Source organism: Salipiger abyssi (assembly GCF_001975705.1).
Taxonomy (GTDB): domain Bacteria; phylum Pseudomonadota; class Alphaproteobacteria; order Rhodobacterales; family Rhodobacteraceae; genus Salipiger; species Salipiger abyssi.
On the sequence record NZ_CP015093.1, the window covers coordinates 1,177,482 to 1,196,310 of the forward strand.

Annotated in this window: 16 protein-coding genes; 10 read left to right on the forward strand and 6 right to left on the reverse strand. The window is 66.7% G+C overall.

Annotated elements, in window-relative coordinates:
• Window positions 1-32: 32 nt before the first annotated feature.
• Window positions 33-674, reverse strand: coding sequence for a GntR family transcriptional regulator (locus Ga0080574_RS09355; protein WP_076697760.1), 642 nt, complete (start codon window positions 672-674; stop codon window positions 33-35).
• A 222-nt stretch (window positions 675-896) separates the two neighbouring features.
• Here Ga0080574_RS09355 and Ga0080574_RS09360 point away from each other — a divergent pair, with 222 nt between their 5' ends.
• The 10 genes from Ga0080574_RS09360 (at window position 897) to Ga0080574_RS09405 (ending at window position 13,275) form a co-directional block, all read left to right on the forward strand.
• Window positions 897-2,504 carry an ABC transporter substrate-binding protein gene (locus Ga0080574_RS09360; protein ID WP_076697768.1) on the forward strand — a complete coding sequence of 536 codons (1,608 nt, stop codon included), beginning with the start codon at window positions 897-899 and terminating at the stop codon, window positions 2,502-2,504.
• The gene (locus Ga0080574_RS09365) at window positions 2,504-3,454 is read left to right on the forward strand and encodes an ABC transporter permease (protein WP_076697774.1); all 951 of its coding nucleotides are present in this window, start codon (window positions 2,504-2,506) and stop codon (window positions 3,452-3,454) included. Before Ga0080574_RS09360 ends, Ga0080574_RS09365 begins: the two co-directional genes overlap by 1 nt.
• Entirely contained in the window at window positions 3,451-4,329 is an 879-nt protein-coding gene (locus Ga0080574_RS09370; RefSeq protein ID WP_076697784.1) for an ABC transporter permease, read from the forward strand. Before Ga0080574_RS09365 ends, Ga0080574_RS09370 begins: the two co-directional genes overlap by 4 nt.
• Entirely contained in the window at window positions 4,326-5,300 is a 975-nt protein-coding gene (locus Ga0080574_RS09375) for an ABC transporter ATP-binding protein (RefSeq protein WP_076697793.1), read from the forward strand. Before Ga0080574_RS09370 ends, Ga0080574_RS09375 begins: the two co-directional genes overlap by 4 nt.
• Before the next feature lie 2 nt (window positions 5,301-5,302).
• The gene (locus Ga0080574_RS09380) at window positions 5,303-6,328 is read left to right on the forward strand and encodes an oligopeptide/dipeptide ABC transporter ATP-binding protein (RefSeq protein ID WP_076697798.1); all 1,026 of its coding nucleotides are present in this window, start codon (window positions 5,303-5,305) and stop codon (window positions 6,326-6,328) included.
• Window positions 6,329-6,387: 59 nt separating this feature from the next.
• Entirely contained in the window at window positions 6,388-7,977 is a 1,590-nt protein-coding gene (locus Ga0080574_RS09385; protein WP_076697800.1) for a gamma-glutamyltransferase family protein, read from the forward strand.
• Window positions 7,978-8,427: 450 nt separating this feature from the next.
• Entirely contained in the window at window positions 8,428-10,029 is a 1,602-nt protein-coding gene (locus Ga0080574_RS09390; protein WP_076697802.1) for an OpgD/OpgG family glucan biosynthesis protein, read from the forward strand.
• Entirely contained in the window at window positions 10,029-10,235 is a 207-nt protein-coding gene (locus Ga0080574_RS09395; protein WP_198039791.1) for a hypothetical protein, read from the forward strand. Before Ga0080574_RS09390 ends, Ga0080574_RS09395 begins: the two co-directional genes overlap by 1 nt.
• 3 nt (window positions 10,236-10,238) lie before the next feature.
• Window positions 10,239-12,041: a glucans biosynthesis glucosyltransferase MdoH gene (gene mdoH, locus Ga0080574_RS09400; protein ID WP_076697807.1), complete on the forward strand. Its 1,803-nt coding sequence runs from the start codon at window positions 10,239-10,241 to the stop codon at window positions 12,039-12,041.
• A gap of 31 nt (window positions 12,042-12,072) precedes the next feature.
• Entirely contained in the window at window positions 12,073-13,275 is a 1,203-nt protein-coding gene (locus Ga0080574_RS09405) for an OpgC family protein (RefSeq protein ID WP_076705826.1), read from the forward strand.
• Here the strand turns inward: Ga0080574_RS09405 and Ga0080574_RS09410 are convergent.
• From Ga0080574_RS09410 to Ga0080574_RS09430, 5 genes are all read right to left on the reverse strand, one after another.
• A complete protein-coding gene (locus Ga0080574_RS09410; protein ID WP_076697809.1) occupies window positions 13,260-14,588 on the reverse strand; it encodes an NAD(P)/FAD-dependent oxidoreductase in 1,329 nt (442 codons plus the stop codon). The genes Ga0080574_RS09405 and Ga0080574_RS09410 overlap by 16 nt on opposite strands.
• A 28-nt stretch (window positions 14,589-14,616) precedes the next feature.
• On the reverse strand, window positions 14,617-15,495 hold the full coding sequence (locus Ga0080574_RS09415; protein WP_076697811.1) for an ABC transporter permease: 879 nt from the start codon (window positions 15,493-15,495) through the stop codon (window positions 14,617-14,619).
• Window positions 15,492-16,496 (reverse strand): ABC transporter permease, encoded by a 1,005-nt coding sequence (locus Ga0080574_RS09420; protein ID WP_083716800.1) that lies wholly within the window; start codon window positions 16,494-16,496, stop codon window positions 15,492-15,494. The genes Ga0080574_RS09415 and Ga0080574_RS09420 overlap by 4 nt, the downstream gene beginning before the upstream one ends.
• The gene (locus Ga0080574_RS09425; protein WP_076697819.1) at window positions 16,493-17,569 is read right to left on the reverse strand and encodes an ABC transporter ATP-binding protein; all 1,077 of its coding nucleotides are present in this window, start codon (window positions 17,567-17,569) and stop codon (window positions 16,493-16,495) included. The genes Ga0080574_RS09420 and Ga0080574_RS09425 overlap by 4 nt, the downstream gene beginning before the upstream one ends.
• A 99-nt stretch (window positions 17,570-17,668) precedes the next feature.
• On the reverse strand, window positions 17,669-18,817 hold the full coding sequence (locus Ga0080574_RS09430) for an extracellular solute-binding protein (RefSeq protein WP_076697822.1): 1,149 nt from the start codon (window positions 18,815-18,817) through the stop codon (window positions 17,669-17,671).
• Window positions 18,818-18,829: the final 12 nt, after the last annotated feature.

Consider the following 18,829-nt stretch of genomic DNA (forward strand, 5'->3'; position numbering starts at 1 on the left):
CCTGAAATCATTGGTCCGCAGCGGCGGGCTATTTATGTGGTGCGCTTTGCCAGCACGTCGGCAAGAACGATGTAGGACGACGCCACATGGCTGCGCATCAGACGCCGCGTCGCCTCGGCATCCTGCGCCCTGATCGCCTCGGCGATGGCGTGGTGTTCGGCGCGCGAAGAGGCCAGCCGGCTGCTGTCCTCGTGGAAATTCGCCGCGCGCCAGGCCAGCGTGCGCAGGTTCAGCTCGTCGAGCGTGGCGGCGAGAATGCCGTTGCGCGCACCCGATTTGATGCTCTCGTGAAACCGCGCGTTGATCTCGCCATAGGCCTGCGGATCGTCACAGGTATCACCCTCTTCGACGATCGCCCCGAGCTGGCGCCGCTCGATCTCGCTCATGCGGTGCGCGGCAAGCGCCGCCAGCGCGCTCTCGACCTCGCCCGCCGCCTCGAACAGCTCGGCGAGATCCTCGGGGGCCATGCGGCGCACGACAAAGGCGCGCCGCGCGCCGCGCTCGGCAAGCCGGGCCTGCTCGAGCCGGTGCAGCGCCTCGCGCACCGGGGTGCGCGACACGCCGAACTGCTCCGCGAGCGACTGCTCGACCAGAGGCTCTCCGGGCGGCATCCGCCCCGCGACGATCCCGTCGACCAGCGTCTCGAAGATGTTCTCTGCCGTGCGAACACTCATATGTCGCCCGCCTTCGCTGTTAGGTGCACTTTTATCTTGCATATGTATACATGTTCTTTCAAGCTGAATTCGCAACGACGTCGAAGATGGAGGAGACATCGGCTGACAGCGCCCCGGAACCAGCCGGGACGCAGCGAGATCCGGACCCAACCGATCCGCTGAAAGGCACTGGCCTCATTGAAGAAAAAAGGGAGGAGACCATGCCAACAGGAGAGACAAGACATGACAGAGATCGACCACAAGAAGGTCCTTGCCGAGCGCCTCTCGGCGCGATTCGGACGCCGGGCGGTTCTCAAGGGGATGGGCGCCGGTATCCTCGCCGCAAGCACCGCCGGAACCATGCCCTCGATTGCCCGCGCCCAGCAAAGCGGCCATCTCAGGATCGCCTCGATCAAGGTGATCGACACGCTCGACCCGCATTTCACCGGGTTCCTGTCTGCAATCCAGATCATCAACAATATCCATAACGGCCTGCTCAAGATCACCTATGACGGCTCAGAAGTGAAGTTTGAGCCCGATCTGGCCGAAAGCTGGGATCTCGAAGACGACAAGACCCATGTCTTCAAGCTGCGCGAGGGCGTGAAATTCCACGACGGCACCCCCTGCGATGCCGAGGCGGTGAAATTCTCGCTGCTGCGCGTGAAGGAAGGCGAGCCGAAATCGCCGCATGCGTGGAAGCTGGCGCTGCTCGAAAATATCGAGATCCTCGATCCGCTCACCATCAAGCTGAGCTTCTCGCAGCCCTATGCCTTCCTGCCGGTGGCGCTCAACGGCTCCACGGGCCGCGCGGGCACCATCGTCAGCCCCGCCGCCGTGCAGAAATACGGCGCCGATTACGGTCGCAACCCGGTGGGTACCGGGCCGTTCAAATTCGTCTCGTGGCGCGAAAACGACGCCATCGAGCTGGAAGCCAACACCGAGTATTTCGAGCCCGGCCTGCCGAAGCTCGAAAAGGTCACCTTCGTGCTGATGAACGAGGCCTCCACCGCGCTGGCGGCGCTGATGGCGGGCCAGATCGACGGCATGACCGACTGCCCGATGCAGCTTGTCGATCAGGTCGATGCCTTCCCCAATGCCACGCTCTATGGCGAGATCGAGGGCAATTACACCTTTGTCGGCATGAACTGCCAGCGCAGTCCGTTCGACGATATCAACCTGCGCCGCGCGGTGGCCTGGGCGCTCGACCGCGAAACCATCGTCAAGCAGGCCTATTTCGGGCGCGCGCGTCAGGCCTACACGCCGATCTCGCCGCCGATGACCAGCTTCTACGACCCCGATATCGCAACCAGCGGCCGCGGCCAGTGGTTCGATCTGGAGAAAGCCAAGGAATACCGCGCCAAGGCGGCCAATCAGGGTGAGGTCGAGGCCACATATATGATGGCAGAGCGCGGCCCGGTCGGCACGCGGATCGCCCAGACCGTGGCGCCGATGCTGGCGCAGATCGGCATCAAGGCCAATCTCGAACTGATCGAACCGGCGGCCTGGATCAAGCGCCGCAATGCCGGCGATTTCGACCTCTACGATTTCGAATGGGTGGCCGATCTCGACCCCGACGAAACGCTCTATCCCGAGTTCCGCTCGGACGGTGCGTGGAATTTCGGCGGCTGGGTCAATACCGAGTTCGACGATCTCTGCGCCCAGGCGCAGGTGCTGCTCGACCCCGAGGCCCGCAAGGAGCTCTACTACAAGGCCGAAGACCTGCTCATGGATGAGGCCGGCATCGCCGTGATGGCGCATATGCCGATCTACAAGGTGTTCTCGAACAAGGTGCAGGGCTTCCAGTACATCCCCGCCGACCTCGTGAACCTGCATACGGTGAGCCTCGGCTGATGCTACGACAGGCAATAGGAAAGATCGCGCAGACGCTGGTCGTCCTGTTCGTCGTCTCGGTGGCCAGCTTCGGACTTCTGAAGCTGGCGCCGGGCGACCCGATCCAGATCATGCTGGGCTCGGAATTCTCGCAGGAGGCCTATGATTCGCTCACCGCCGAGCTGGGGCTGGATCAGCCCTTTCTCGTGCAATACGGAGACTGGGCCATGCGCTTCGTCACCGGAGACTGGGGCACCTCCTATGTCGCCCGGACCGATATCTTCACCTATGCCTTCAAGGAGGCGCTGCCCGTCACGCTGACGCTCGCCTCCTTCTCCCTCGCCTTCGCGATCCTGATCGGCGTGCCGCTGGGCGTGCTCTCGGCGGTCAAGAAGGACACCGCGTTCGACGCGGGCTCTGCGGTGCTGGCGCTGACCGGCACCGCCTTCCCCTCCTTTCTGCTGGGCATCCTGCTTATCTGGTTCTTTGCGGTGAAGCTCGGGCTCTTTCCGGTAATGGGCTACGTCTCGCCCTGGCAGGATTTCTGGACCGGCATCTATCACATGATCCTGCCCGGCCTGACGCTCTCGACCTATTTCATCGCGATGATCACCCGCCTGACCCGCGCCACGCTGATCGAGGTGATGGAGCAGCCCTATATCGCCGCCGCCCGCGCGCGCGGCGAGCCCGCCTGGCGGGTGATCTGGGTGCATGGGGTGCGCAATATCGCCATGCCGCTGGTCACCATACTCGGGCTGCAACTGGGCGTGCTGCTGCAAGGCACGGTGCTGACCGAAACGGTCTTCAACCTGCCGGGCATCGGGCAGATGCTGACCTCCGCCGTGCTGGGGCGCGAATATATGGTCGTGCAGGCCGGCGTGATGATGACGGCCACACTCTTCATCGGGGTGAACCTGCTGGTGGATCTCTCCTACCCCGTCCTCGATCCGCGTCTGAGAGGCCGCAAATGAGCGTCCAGAGCACCGCAGCCCCCGCCGCCGCCCCCGTCCGCAAGGCGCGCCGCGCGATCTTTCTGCGCCGCCCCTTCTTCACCATCGCGCTGATCGTGGCACTGGGCTACGTGCTGGCGGCGATCTTTGCGCCCCATGTCGCGCCCTACGATCCGGTGGCGCAGGATATCAACGCGATGATGCAACCGCCCTCGCTGGCGCATCTTCTGGGCACCGACAGCTATGGGCAGGACATCCTCTCCCGCGTCATCTACGGCGCCCGCTACGCGCTGATCATCGGCATCTTCTCGGTGATGATCGGCGCCGCGGGCGGGCTGGTGATCGGGCTCGCCGCCGGGCTCTCGGGCGGCTGGCTGGAATGGGTGCTGATGCGGCTCATCGATTCGATCCTCGCGCTGCCCTCGCTGATCCTCGCCGTGGCCTTCATCGCGATCCTCGGACAAGGGGTCGACAAGGTGGTCATCGCGGTCGGGCTCTCGATGATCGGCCCGTTCTCGCGCACGGTGCGTGCCGACGTGATGCAGGTGCGCGTGCAGCTCTTCGTCGAGGCCGCGACGCTGATGTCGATCCCCTATCTCAGGGTGATCTGGCGCCACATCCTGCCCAACGTGATCTTTCCGCTGGCGGTGCAGGTCACCATCCGGATCTCCGAGGCGATCCTCGTCTCCTCCTCGCTCTCCTTCCTCGGCATCGGCGTCACGCCACCCACCCCCGACTGGGGCCTGATGATCGCCGAGGGCCGCGCCTTTGTGAGCTTTGCCGCCTGGATGTCGGCGATGCCCGGCTTTGCCCTGGCGCTGCTGCTCATCGCGCTTTCCATCGTCGGCGACGGCATCCGCGAGGAATTCGACCCGAAACTCAGGAGGGGCGCATGAAGGATATGGCCCCGTCACCCATTCTCACGCTCACGGATCTGACCGTGGATCGCGGCGCCGCCAGGATCCTCGACCGGGTGAGCCTGTCGCTCGCCGAGGGCGAGACGCTGGCGCTGGTCGGCGAAAGCGGCGCCGGCAAATCCACCATCGCAACGGCGATCATGCGGCTGCTCGACGGCGCGAAGGTCGCGGGCAAGGCAGAGCTCGACGGCGCGGGCGATCTGCTGGCGCTGTCCGAAAAGCAGATGGTCAGGCTGCGCGGCCGCCGCCTGTCGATGATCTTTCAGGACGCTGGCGCGGCGCTGAACCCGGCCTATACCGTGGGCCGTCAGCTCGTCACCGTGCTGCGGCGCAATCTCGGGCTGTCGAAAACCGAGGCGCGGGCGCGGGCCGTCGAGCTGTTCACCTCGGTCGGCATCAACGACCCCGAGGGGCGGCTGAGCGCCTATCCGCACCAGCTTTCCGGCGGGATGCAGCAACGGGTGATGGTGGCCATCGCGCTGGCATGCAACCCCGACCTGCTGCTCGCCGACGAGCCGACCTCGGCGCTCGACGTGACGATTCAGGCGCAGATCGTGCGGCTGATCCTGTCGCAGACCCGTGCGCGCGGCGCGAGCTGCATCTTCGTGCTGCACGATCTGGCGCTGGCCAGCCAGGCCTGCGACCGGATCGTGGTGCTTTATGCCGGGCAGGTGGTCGAGGCGGGGCCGGCCCGCGACATTCTCGAGAACCACCGCCACCCCTATACGCAGCAGCTCAAATCCTGTGTGCTGGAGATCGGCACGCGCGAGCTGCATGCGCCCGAGGGCACCGTGCCGCCGCATGACCGCATGCCCAAAGGCTGCCGTTTTGCCACGCGCTGCCCGCGCGCCCTGCCCCGCTGCACGGGAGAGGCCCCGCCTCTGACCCCCGCGCGGGACGGCGACGGCGGCCCGCTCGCCCATCACTTTGCCTGCTGGAACCCGGAATAATCATGGAGCAGATCCAAACGCAAACCACCGCGCCTGCCGCTCCGGTCTTTGAGCTGATCGAGGTCGAGCAGGTGTTTCAGGTGCCCAAGCCGAACCGGGGCCTCAGCCGCGAGACGGTCGGGCTGCGCGCGCTAGACGGCGTGCGCCTGCGCATCGCGCAGGGCGCTTCGCTGGCGCTGGTCGGCGAAAGCGGCTCGGGCAAATCCACGCTGCTGCGGGTGCTGCTGGGGCTCGACGCCCCCAGCGGCGGGCGCGCGCTCTATCGCGGCAAGCCGATCCGCGAGGCCCGCGCACATGGCACCGGTTTCGCCCGTGACGTGGCCATGGTCTATCAGGACGCGCGCGGCTCGCTCGATCCGCGCATGACGGTGGGCGCGCTCGTCGCCGAGCCGCTGCGCCATTTCGGCATCGTGCCCAAAGGCGAAGAGGCCGCCCGCGTGGCGCAGCTCCTCGACCGCGTCGGCCTGCCCGCCGATGCCGCATCGCGCTATCCGTCGGGGCTGTCCGGCGGGCAGATCCGCCGCGTCGCCATCGCCCGGGCGCTGGCCAGCGAGCCCTCGGTACTGGTGGCGGACGAGGCGGTCTCGGGGCTCGACGTCTCGACCCAGGCGCAGCTTCTGACGCTGCTGCGCGGCTTGCAGCGCGACATGGGGCTGACGCTGGTCTTCATCACCCACGACCTCGGCGTCGCCTCCTATCTCTGCGAAGAGATCGCCATCATGTATCTGGGCCGCATCGTCGAGACCGGCCCGACCGACGCGGTGCTCTCCGGCCCCGCGCATCCCTATGCCGCCGCGCTGCGCGCCGCCGCGCCGCGCTTTTTCGAACCGATCCCCGAGCCGCTGCCCGGCGAGATTCCCAGCCCGCTGGACCTCCCCAAGGGCTGCCGCTTTTCCAGCCGCTGCCCCGCGGCACGGGAGGATTGCCGTCTGCGCGACCCGCAGCTCGGCCGACACGGCGCCGGGCGGGCCGTGGCTTGTCTGCACCCGCTCACCGAAACGGGGGCGCAAGCCTCTGAAATCCGCTAAGGGTTACAAACCACCACTCACGGACCCAAGGCCCTTACTGACTGACAGGACGACCCATTATGTTCGACTTCTTCTCCGCCCGGCGCCCCAGCACGCTTGCCTCGCAGGCGATGATCGCCACCTCGCACCCGCTGTCCACGGCGGCGGGGCTGGATGTGCTTTCCACCGGCGGCAATGCGGTGGATGCCGCCATCGCCGCCGTGGCGGTGCAATGCGTGGTCGATCCGCTGATGACCGGCATCGGCGGTGACTGCTTCGCGCTCTATGCGCCCAAGGGCGGCAAGGTGCAGGCGCTGAACGGCTCGGGCCGCGCCCCCGCTGCCGCCACGGTGGAGGCGCTGAAAGCCGCGGGCCTCACCGACGAGATCCCGCAGACCAGCCCCCACGCCGTCACCATCCCCGGCGCGATTTCCGCCTGGTGCCGGCTGCACGCGGATCATGGCTCCCTGCCGTTCGACCGGCTCTTTGCCCGCGCGATCCACTATGCCGAGACCGGCTTTCCGGTGACCCCGCGCGTGGCGGCGGACTGGGCCGGCGCCACCGCGCTGGTGGGCCAGGACGAACACGCCGCCAAGCTGTTCCTGCCCGGTGGTGCGGCCCCCAAGGTCGGCGAGATGCGCAGCCAGCCGCTGGTCGGCGCGCGCCTGCGCGAAATCGCCGCAAAGGGCGCGGCGGGGTTCTACGAGGGGGAGACGGCGGCGAAGATGGCCGCGCATCTGAAATCGCTGGGCGGGCTGCACAGCGAAGAGGATTTCCACGAGGCGAAGGATCAGGCCCATTGGGTCGATCCGATCTCCACCGCCTATGGCGGGCACGACGTGATGGAATGCCCGCCCAACGGTCAGGGGCTCGCGGCGCTGCTGATGCTGCGCATCCTGTCGAAATTCGACATGGGCGAAGGGCTGTCCGAGGCCGACCGCATCCACCTGCATGCCGAAGTGGCGAAGCTCGCCTATCACCACCGCGACGCACTGATCGCCGACCCCGCCGCCTGCCCCGGCGTGACCGAGACGCTGCTCTCGGATGCCGTGGTCGACACGCTTGCCGGGCGCATCGACATGGCCCGCGCCGGCACCCCCGCGCTCTGGGACGAGCCCGAGCACAAGGATACGATCTATCTCTGCGTGGTGGACCGCGACGGCAATGCGCTGAGCTTCATCAACTCGATCTTCCACGGTTTCGGCTCTACCCGGCTCGATCCGCAGACCGGCGTGCTGTTTCACTCGCGCGGCGCGAGCTTCCGGCTGATCGAGGGGCACCCCAACGCCATCGGCCCGAAAAAACGCCCGATGCACACGATCATTCCGGGGATGCTCTGCAAGGACGGCGCGGCGGTCATGCCCTTTGGCGTGATGGGCGGGCAGTATCAGGCGGCGGGGCATGCGGCCTTCCTCTCCGGCCTGCTGGATCGCGAAATGGACCTTCAGGCGGCGATGGACGCGCCGCGCAGCTTTGCCCATGGCGGCGTGTTGCAGATCGAGCCCGGTGTCTCCGAGGCGGCGCGCGCCGATCTGGCCGCGCGCGGTCACGCGCTCGAGGTGCAGACCAGCCCCATCGGCGGCAGCCAGGCCATCCGTATCTGCCCGGAGACCGGCCTGCTGACCGGCGGCAGCGACACCCGCAAGGACGGCATGGCGCTGGGATTCTGAGCCCCGCTCAATGACAAAACCAAGCGCGGCGCCGGAGGCCATCCGGCGCCGCGCGGCGTTTCCGGCCCCGCTGCGGCGCGGCGGTCGCATTCTGCCGGAAATCGTCGCGACAACGCTCGACCGACGCAAGAAACGCTTGCGACTCATTTCGGAGTAGAGACATATTCTGCTGCGATGAGCGGAATTTAGCCGCTTTTCACCTCTACCAACGCATCGTTCAGCTCAACTCTGCCGTGCATTTTCGGCGGCATCCCGCCATCTAGGCCGGATCCATTGGCAGGTTTGCGCTCCTCAGGCAGGAAATCGCCGCATGCTGCGCGTGCAGTATCAACATTTATGTTGTAAATTCAGAAAGATAACGCCAAACCGGCACATCGGCATGCCCGCCCTTGATGTCTTCGCAAACGAACACATCATTGGTTTCGCTCTGAGATACGGATGACATTCTGGATGAAATCACACCGCTCCGCCCTTACGCGCCGCGCTCTGCTTGGCACGCTGTCTTCGAACGCGCTTCTGATCTGTGCCGCCAGCCAAGGCTGGGCCCAGTCCGCGACCGGCGAGGAGCCCGCGCCCGCGCCGCAGCCCACGCCCTTCAGCTTCGAGGCGCTCGTCGAGGAGATGCGCGCAGCCACCGCCGAACCCTACACGCCCTTTGTCATCGAGGAAGGGTTTCTGAACGAGCTGACCTATGACCATTACCGCCTGATCCGCTTCGATCCCGAGCGCGCGCGGTTTTCCGATATCGACAACACCCGGTTCGAGTTGCAGGCCTTTCACATGGGCTGGCTCTTCAAGGAGCCGGTGCAGCTTTTCGAGGTGCGCGACGGGCAGGCGATGCCGATGGGCTTCGACACCGACGATTTCATCTATGAGCGCGAGGCGCGCGAGCGCGTGCCGGAACACACGCCGCTGCCCGGCGTCGCCGGCTTCCGCCTGCACGCGCCGCTGAACCGTCCCGACATCATGGACGAGCTGGTCGCCTTTCAGGGCGCCTCCTATTTCCGGGCGCTGGGGCGCGGCTCGGCCTATGGGCTTTCGGCGCGCGGGCTGGCGGTGAATACCGGCCTCAAGGTGGCGGAGGAATTCCCCCGCTTCACCCGCTTCTGGATCGAGCGCCCGGCCTCGGGCGACGGCACGATCCGCGTCTGGGCGGCGATGGAAAGCCCCTCGCTGACCGGCGCCTATGAATTCCTGATCGATCCCGGCAAAGACACGCAGATGGAGATCACCGCGCAGCTCTTCTTCCGGCAGGATGTGGAGCAGCTCGGTGTGGCGCCGCTGACCTCGATGTTCCTCTACGGCGACCGCAACCGCGCGCGGTTCGACGATTTCCGCCCCGCCGTGCATGACAGCGACGGGCTCGGCATCATCCGCGCCGATGGCGACCGGATCTGGCGTTCGCTGGCCAACCCGCCGCGCCTCGCATCGAGCTATTTTCAGGAAGAGAACCCCCGCGCCTTCGGGCTCTACCAGCGCAACCGAGATTTCGACCACTACCAGGACGCCGCCGCGATCTACGAGCGCCGCCCGTCCTGCGTGGTCGAACCGATCGGCGACTGGGGCAAGGGCGCGCTGCGGCTGGTCGAGATCCCCTCGGATCTGGAGGTGAACGACAATATCGTCGCCTTCTGGATCCCGCAGACGCCGGCGCGCGCGGGCGAGGAAATGACCCTGCGCTACCGGCTGCACTGGGGAGACATGCCGCCCGAAGAGGATGGCGATCTCGCCTATGTCAAAGCCTCGCGCGCGGGCGTCGGCGGGGTCTCGGGCGTGGAGAACGAGGACGGATCTCGCAAGTTCGTGATCGACTTCGCCGGCGGCCCTCTGGAACATCTCCCGGCCAGCGCGGTTGAAGATCTGTCTGTGGTGACAACCGCGGCACGCGGCAACATCACGACGCAAGTCCTTCACTACGTTCCGGAGAGCAAGGTCTGGCGCCTGATCCTGGATGTCGTCGCAGAAGCTGAAATTGTCGAACTGTCCGCCCATGTGGCGGGCTACGGCCAGAAACTGACGGAAACCTGGCTCTTTCAATGGGTGAATGCATGATGAGCAAGACTGACGTCCCCGCGGCGGACCAGCCGCAAGCCGAACCTTCCCGGATGACCGCCGCCGACCTGGCGGCCGGCCCCTGTGCCCTGCCCGCCGCCCCGATGGCGATGCCGTCGCAGGTGATCGAGCCGAAGCGCGGCGTCCGCCACGGCATCGCGGCCCTGATGCGCCGCGCGCTGCCGTCGCAGAACGTGCCGACCTAAACAATGACCGGTCTCGTCAGCTCCCGCCCTGCGCTCTACGCGCTGCGCATCGCGATGGTGTCGCTGTGCCTGCTGGCAGGGCTCGGCGCCTTCGTGCTCTTCCTGCAATTCGGCGAGGCGGACGGGCTGACCACGCTCGATGTGCTGCGCGCGGTGCTGATCCTGATCTCGACGCTCTGGCTGGCCTGGGGCTCGGTGCAGGCGCTGACCGGGCTGACAAGCCGCCCCCGCGCGCCCGATTACGACCGCGACGCGCCGATCCGGGGCCGGACCTGCGTCCTGATGCCGGTCTATAACGAGGATCCGCTCGAAACCTTCGCCCGCGTCGCCGCCATCGAGGCCTCGCTGCGCGCCACCGGCGACCCTGCGCAGATCCATTTCGCCATTCTCTCCGACACCCGCGACGAGGATGTCGCCGCGCGCGAGATCGAGGTATTCGAAAAGCTCGTTGCCGAATGCGACGGGGTTGGCCGGTTCTTCTATCGCCGGCGCGAGGACAATGTCGGGCGCAAGGCCGGCAATATCGAGGATTTCATCGCCCGCTCCGGCGGCGCCTATGATTACGCGGTGATCCTGGATGCGGATTCGCTGATGGAGGGCGAGACCATCCTCCAGATGATCCGCCGGATGGAGGCGGAGCCGGCGCTCGGCCTGCTCCAGACCCTGCCGCAGATCATCCGCGCGCAGTCGCGCTTTGGCCGCGCCATGCAGTTCTCCGCGGCGTTCTTCTCGCCGGTCTTTGCACGCGGCCTTGCCATGGCGCAGGGCGAGACCGGGCCGTTCTGGGGCCATAACGCCATCATCCGCGTGCGCGCCTTCGCACAATCCTGCGGCCTGCCGGCGCTGCGCGGCACGCCGCCCTTTGGCGGCCATGTGCTGAGCCACGACTATGTCGAAGCAGCGCTGCTGGCGCGTCAGGGCTGGGTGGTGCGGCTCGACGACGATCTCGGCGGCTCCTATGAGGAAGGACCGGAAAACATCGTCGATCACGCCAAGCGCGACCGCCGCTGGTGCCAGGGCAACCTGCAACATATGCGCATCATCGGCGCGCCGGGGCTGAAGCCGTGGTCGCGCTTCGTTTTTGCCCAGGGCATCATGGCCTATGTGGCGCCGCTCTTCTGGCTGGGTTTCATCGTCGCCTCCATCGCCTCGCCGCTGTTTACCCCGATGCCGGATTACTTCCCCACACCCGGCTGGCCTTTCCCGCATTTCCCGCCCTCGGCGGCGGCCAAGGCCATCGGACTGGCCATCGGCATCTTCGGCCTGCTGCTGCTGCCGAAACTGCTGATCGCGCTGCGCGCCGCGCTCAGCGAGCGGGCGGAGGCGTTCGGCGGGCCGTCACGCGTGCTCCTGTCGACGCTGGCCGAGCTGCTGCTGTCCTCGCTGACCGCGCCGGTGCTGCTGCTTTTCACCACCCGCTCGGTGCTTCAGGTCTTTGGCCGCAGCGATGGCGGCTGGCCGCAGAACAACCGCGGCGACGGCACGCTGAGCTGGGCGGTCGCGCTGGCTGCCTCGTGGTGGATCATGCTCATCGGCCTCGCCGGCATGGCCTCGTCCTGGCTCTTTGCCCCGGCGCTGTTCCTGTGGCTGCTGCCGGTGGGCGCGCCGATGATCGCCGCGCCGATGCTGCTGCGCTGGACCTCGCTGCCGTCGCAATCGCCGCTGATGACCGTACCGGTCGAGCTGCGCCCGGCACCGGTGATGCAGATCCACGACCGCATCGTGACGCGCTGGGGCATGACGCCCAAGGGCGTGTCGCCATCGACCCCCGCCGTGCCGCCGATGCAGCAGAGTGCGCGCGCATGAGACGCGCGACCCCCAGCGAGGAGCCAAAGAGCTGACCCAGCCACACGCCCCTGCCAGCGCCGCGAAAGCGCGCCAGCCACGGGACCCGCGACTTGATTTCTTCCGGGGCCTGAGCCTCGTGATGATCTATATAAACCACGTCCCGGGCACGATCTTCGAACATATCACCTCGCGCAATTTCGGGCTCTCGGACGCCGCCGAGGGCTTTGTCTTTATGTCCGGTTGCGCGGTGGCGCTGGCCTATGGGCCGCGCCTCGCCGGGGGCATATCGCGCGGCGCGCTGCGGCTGGCCTGGATGCGCGCCTGGACGCTCTACCGCGTGCACATCCTGACCACGCTGCTGGCGATCGTGATCGTCGGCGCGGGCGTGCTGTGGAGCGGCGAGACCGAGCTGCTGCGGCCCAACTCCTTCTACATGCTCTGGGAGGATCCGCTGACCGTGGGTGTCGGCCTCGTCACGCTGGGCCATCAGTTCGGCTATATCAACATCCTGCCGATGTATGGCGCGCTGATGCTTGCCGCGCCGTTTCTGGTGCGGCTGGGGCAGCGCCGCCCGCTGGGGCTGCTGGCGCTGAGCGTGGCGATCTGGGTGCTGAGCGCGCTCTTTCGTATCGACCTGCCGAATTACCCGCTGCCCGGCGGCTGGTTCTTCAACCCGTTTTCCTGGCAGCTTCTGTTCTCGCTCGGCATCCTGACCGGGCTGGCGCTGCGCGACGGGCGGCGCTTTGTGCCGGCTTCGCGCTGGCTGCTCGCCCTCACGCTCTTCGCGCTGCTCTACGCCCTCGTCTGGGTCAAGCACCCGCCGCTGATGTCGACGATGAACCAGAGCCTTTCCTGGCTCTACCACCAGGGCGCCTCTTTCCTGTTCGTCGCCTTTGACAAGACCTATGTCTCGGCGCCGCGTCTGCTGCATTTCCTCGCGCTCGCCTATGCGCTGTCCTGGCCCGGGCTGATCCGGGCGCTCACCGCCTCGCGCCTCGCCGCGCCGGTGCGGCTGCTGGGCCGCTATGCGCTCTGGGTCTTTGCCACCGGCACGGTGCTTTCCATCGCGGCACAGGTGATCAAGGCGCTGCACCCGGCGGGGATGGTGCAGGACATGGTGCTGATCCTCGGCGGGCTGGCGCTGCAATATGCGGTGGCGCACTGGCAGAGCCAGCGCGCGAAACCGCGCGGCAGCGCACCCGTCGCGATGCCCGTGCTCCCCGAAAAGCCGCGGCTTCAGACCCAGCGGTGAATCGCATGCGCCCTGCCCTCGGCAAAGCGGCTGAGCGCAAAGGGCGCGGGATCGACCTGCGGCGCGGTTCCGGTCAGCAGATCCGCCGCCAGCTCGCCGGCGGCGGGGCCCAGCGCAAAGCCGTGACCGCTGAAGCCGCTGGCCAGCACGCAGCCCGGCTCTCCGGCGACCGGCGCGATGGCCGGCACCATGTCCGGCGTGGCGTCGATCAGCCCGCCCCAGCTCTCGGCGACACCGAGCTCGCCCAGCACCGGATAGGCCGCGCGAAAGGCGGCGATGCCGTCGCGCACGATGGCCGCGTCGGGCGCAGGGTCATAGCGCCGGTGCCGCTCGAAAGGTGAAGGCCGCGACAGCTTCCAGCGGTGCAGCGCAAACGGCCCGTCGAAGAAGCTGCGCCCGATGCGCAGCGTGAGATCGCCCCGGCGGCTGAGAAACAGCGGCAGCATGGCGCGCGCGCTCATCAGCCCGGCGGGCGTCAGCTCCACCCGCCCGCGCCCGCGCAGCCCGATGGTGTAGCCGCCATCGGCCCGGCGCCGGTAGGAAAAGAACGGGCTGCCGACCCCGCCGGCAAACACTTCCGGCCCGGCCTCGGTGCGGAAGGCGGTGGCATAGACGCCCGATTGCGCGAATTTGAGCCCCTGATTGCGCAGCAGCAGCGACGACCAGGCGCCCCCCGCGACCAGCACGCGGGAACAGCGCACCCGGCCCTTTTCGGTCACCACATGCGAGATCGCACCGCCCGAGCGCTCCCATCCGCGCAGCGCGCAGTTCTGAAAGATGAGCGCCCCCTTGCGCTGCGCCGCCCGTGCCATCGCCGGGGCGGCGGTTGCCGGTTCGGCCCAGCCATCCACCGGGGAATGGATCGCGCCGATCCAGTCCTCGCTGGTCTCGGGCAGCATGGCGCGGGTCTCCTGCGCCGAGAGCAGACCGCCTTCCATGCCGTAATGCGCGGTGTCGTCGAGCCATTGCTGCCAGCGCGCGACCTCTTCGCGGTCCTTGCTGACCACCATCATCCCGGTCTGGCGAAAGCCCGCATCCTCGCCGATCCGCTCCGCCATGCCGCGCCAGAGCGCCATGCTGCGCATCGCCAGCGGCACCTCGGGCAGCGAGCGCAGCTGTTCGCGGCACCAGCCCCAGTTGCGCCCCGACTGCTCGCCCGCGACGATACCCTTCTCGAAGAGCGCCACCGAGATTCCGCGCTCGGCGAGCGTCAGCGCCGCCGCGACACCGATGATGCCGCCGCCGACGATTGCCACATCCACGGCCTCGGGCAGCACCCTGTCCGAAACCACCTTGTCCACCTTCGGGGCCATGCTTTGCTCTCCGTCTCTTGCCTGCCTGTTACGATGTCTGGCCGGCGAGCTCTGCCGCCTCTTCGGCCCGCGCCGCCCTCTGGCGCTGCGCCAGCTTCCGGTCGCCGCGTCGCTTGATCACCTCGAAGATCAGCGCTCCGACGATGGTCAGCGCCACGATCACCGTAGCCAGCGCCGAGATCTCGGGCGAGGAGCCGAGCCGCACCTGCCCGGCCAGCACCGTGGTCATGGTCTTGTCGGCGAGGATCGCAAAGGTGGTGGCGTTGTAGTTCTCGAAGGAGGTCAGGAAGGCCAGCATCGCCGAGGACAGCAGCGCCGGACGCAGGAAGGGCAGAAGCACGTCGCGGAACACCTGCGGATAGCTGGCGCCGAGATCAAGCGCCGCCTCTTCCTGGGTGAGATCGAAGCGCTGGAGCCGCGCCATGATGATCAGCATGCAATAGGAGGCGATGAAGCTCGACTGCGCGATGACCGTCAGCACGGTGCCGGAATAGACCCAGCTCCGGATGCCCGCAAAGCCGCTGAAATCGCGCCAGAACACCACCGTGGCGATGCCGATGACGATGCCCGGCGTCAGCACCGGCGCCACCACGATAAAGTAATAGAACGAGCGCGCGTGGCGATAGACCTGCGTCATCACGATGGCCCCGGCGAGCCCCATCGGCACCGCGAGGCAGACCACGGCAACACCGATGATCACGCTGGTGCGCAGCCCCTCCAGCATTTCCCGGTCGGCAAAGAGCTCTCCGAACCATCTCAGGGTGACGCCCTCGATCGGCCAGACCTGCGGATAGGGCGGCGTGTTGAAGGCCGAGATCCCCATCACCGCAAGCGGCCCCAGCAGGAACAGGAAGAACGACACCATGTAGACCGCCACGGTGAAACGGGTGAACAGCTCGGGCCTCATTTCGTGATCTCCCCGAGCTTGAGCCCGGCGAGCCGGAGCGTACCCAGCACCAGCGTGATGCAGGCCACAAGCAGGATCAGCGCATAGGCGGCGCCCTGCGGCCAGTCGAAGAGCTGGTAGAACCGGTCATAGACGATGGGAGTGAACCACAGCGAGTTCGGCCCGCCCAGCACCAGCGGCGTCGCCACCGCGCCCGCCGTCAGCATGAAGCAAAGCGTCATCCCCGAGGCAATGCCCGGCTTGGCATGCGGCATGACGATAAAGAGGTGGATATGCCACCAGGGCGCGCCGAGATCGCGCGCCGCCTCGATCTGGTTGTGATCGAGACTGTCGATGGCGTTGTAGAGCGGAAAGATCATGATCAGCAGATGCGAATAGGACAGCGCCATGTAGAGCGCGGTATTGGCGGCGATGAAATCGACGGGCTGGTCGATCACCCCCATCCAGATCAGCAGGTTGTTGATGAACCCCGCATCCGACAGCAGGATGCGGAAAGCAAAGGCGCGCAGGATGTCGTTCACCCAGTAGGGAATGATGAGCAGCAGCAGCACCAGCCGCAGTTTCCGCGCCGTGGCCGATTGCGCCATGTAATAGGCGATGGGGTAGCACAGCGCGAAATTCAGCAGCGTCAGCAGCACCGAGGCCCAGATCGTCACCAGAAAGGCGCGGATATGGATCCAGTTCCACGCATCGCCGCTCGTCGGGCTGCCGAAGAGGAAATAGCGGTAGTTCTTGAGCGTATAGACGTCTTCGGGCCCGCCCTGTTTCGAGGGCGGCAGCTTCATGTGAAAGGACAGGTCCACCATGAAGGTCATCGGCATGATGACGGTAAAGATCGTCCAGAACCCGACGCCCAGCAGCAGGTAGGCGCCGACCAGCGCGCCGTTGCGCTGGAAAAAGCCCAGCCGCCGCTCGTCGGGCGAGGGGTTGAGCTTGGTCAGCAGAAAGAAGCCCGCGACGATCACGGCCGTCACGGCAAAGGTCAGGCCGAGATTGCTCATGCCACCGCCCCGCCGGCGAGGATGACCGCATGCTCGGGGCGAAAGCCCGCCTGCACCGGCTGGCCGATCTGCGGCAGCGCGCCGGGATCGGCGGCGACCAGCGTCACCGCAAAGCGCGCCTTGCCGGCATCTAGATGCATGTGGCTGAGATTGCCCTCATAGGAGAGATCGTGCAGCGCCGAGGCGAAATGGCAGTCCTCCGCGCCCGGTGTCAGAGTCATCAGCTCGGGCCGGATGAACAGCGTTGCGGTATCGCCCGGCGTCAGCGCCTTGGGATTGCGCCCGGCGAAGAGGCCCAGATCGGTCCGGATCTGCGCCATGCCGCCCTCTGCGGTCGTCACCTGGCCGGGGATGGCGTTGCTCTCGCCCACGAAGGAGGCGACGAAGGGTGTTTCGGGGTGGTTGTAGATGCTGCGCGCATCGCCCACCTGCTCGATACGACCGGCGCTCATCACCGCCACCCGGTCGGACATGGTCAGCGCCTCGCCCTGATCGTGGGTTATGTAGACAAAGGTGATGCCGACGCGCTGCTGGATCTCGCGCAGCTCGCGCCGCATGTGCTGGCGCAGCTTGAGATCCAGCGCCGAGAGCGGCTCGTCGAGCAGCAGCACCTTGGGCTCGACCGCCAGCGCGCGGGCGATGGCAACCCGCTGCTTCTGGCCGCCCGACAGCTCGCCGATCTTCTTCTGCGCATGCGGTCCGAGCGCCACCTGGTCGAGCAGCTTCAGCGCCTTTTCCTCGCGCACGCCCCTCGCCATGCCGCGCACCCGCAGCCCGTAGGCCACGTTTTCCGCCACCGACATCATCGGAAACAGCGCGAGATTCTGAAAGATCAGCGCCGTGGGCCGCTTGTTCGGCCCGACCTGCGTCATGTCGGCGCCGCCGATCCGGACATGACCCGCGCTCGGCTCGGTAAAGCCCGAGATGGTGCGCAGGATCGTCGTCTTGCCGCAGCCCGACGGGCCGAGAAAGCTGAAGAACTCGCCGCTTTTGACTTCGAGATCGGTTTCATGGACGGCGGTGAAGGTGCCGAAGGTCACCCTCACCTTTTCTAGCTCGATGGCTGCGGTCATGGTCGTCGCCTGCACATGGGTCGGTTGCTGCCGCGGTCTTGGCGCCGCGGACGAAAGGGAGAGGGCGGGGCCGGATCGCCCCGCCGCCGGAAGCAAAGGTCAGGCGACCTTGAACTTCTCGGCATATTCGTTGCGCACGGTGTTGAACCAGGACGGGCTGGCCGGATAGCGCCAGAGCTTGTCCAGCGCATCCTCGGGATAAGCCGCGCGGAACAGCTCCTTGTCGGCCTCGGGCACATAGGCATCCGCGCCCTTGACCGAGGAGTTGTAGCTCGACCCCGAGGCGACACGCCCGGCGATCTCGGGCTTCAGCAGGTAGTCGAAGAAGGCATAGACCTCATCGACATTCCGCGCCGCCTTGGGCAGCGCAAACCCGTCGATCCAGGCCAGCGCGCCCTCCTGCGGCGCCATGTAGCTGACCGGTTCACCGGCCTTGGCCAGCCCCAGCGCCGGACCGTCCCAGGTCTGCCCGATGGTGCAGCCGTTCTGCATGAAGCCCGAGCGCGTGGTGTCGGTGGAATCCCAGAACTGCTTGATACGCTCCTTGTGGGCGACCGCATAGGCGAGCAGCTCGTCATAGATCTTGCGCATCGTCGCCTCGTCCTTGTAGGCGTCGAGCATACGGTTGCTGGGCAGCTTGCCGGTGGCGTCGAGCCAGAGCCCCAGCCCCAGCAGGCCCGAGGTCGGGCGCATCTGCACCGCGCCGGCGAAATCGCCCTCCCAGAGCAGGCCATAGCTCATGTCGGCATAGCTGAGATCGGCCTGATCGTTGCGCCAGGCAATCGCTTCCGACCCCCAGACATGCGGCACATGGTAGAGCTCGCCGCCCCAGGTCCAGAGCTCTTCCGAAGCGTCGAGCAGCGAGGGCACGTAATTGTCCATTGCCAGCCGGGTGGTGTCGAACGGGGCGAGCAGTTCGAGGAATTCGAACTCCGGCGCGCGGTTGAAAGAGGGCATGCAGAGATCGAAGCCTTCGCCGAAGGTCGCCTGCATCTTGTTGATCAGCTCTTCGTTGGAGGAGAACGGCGTCAGATTGACGGTGATGCCGGTCTCTGCCTGAAAATCGCTCAGCACGTCGTCGGGCAGCTCGGCGCTCCAGCTCAGAATATTCAGCTCGGACGAGGCGGCATTGGCACGGCGCACGTAAAGCGGTGCCGCAGCGACAAAGGCGCCGGCGGCGGCACTGTTGAGAAAGCCGCGCCGGGTCACGCCCGCCGGTTTCGGCGTCTTGTTGGTGGTTCTGGTCATCTTCTGTCTCCT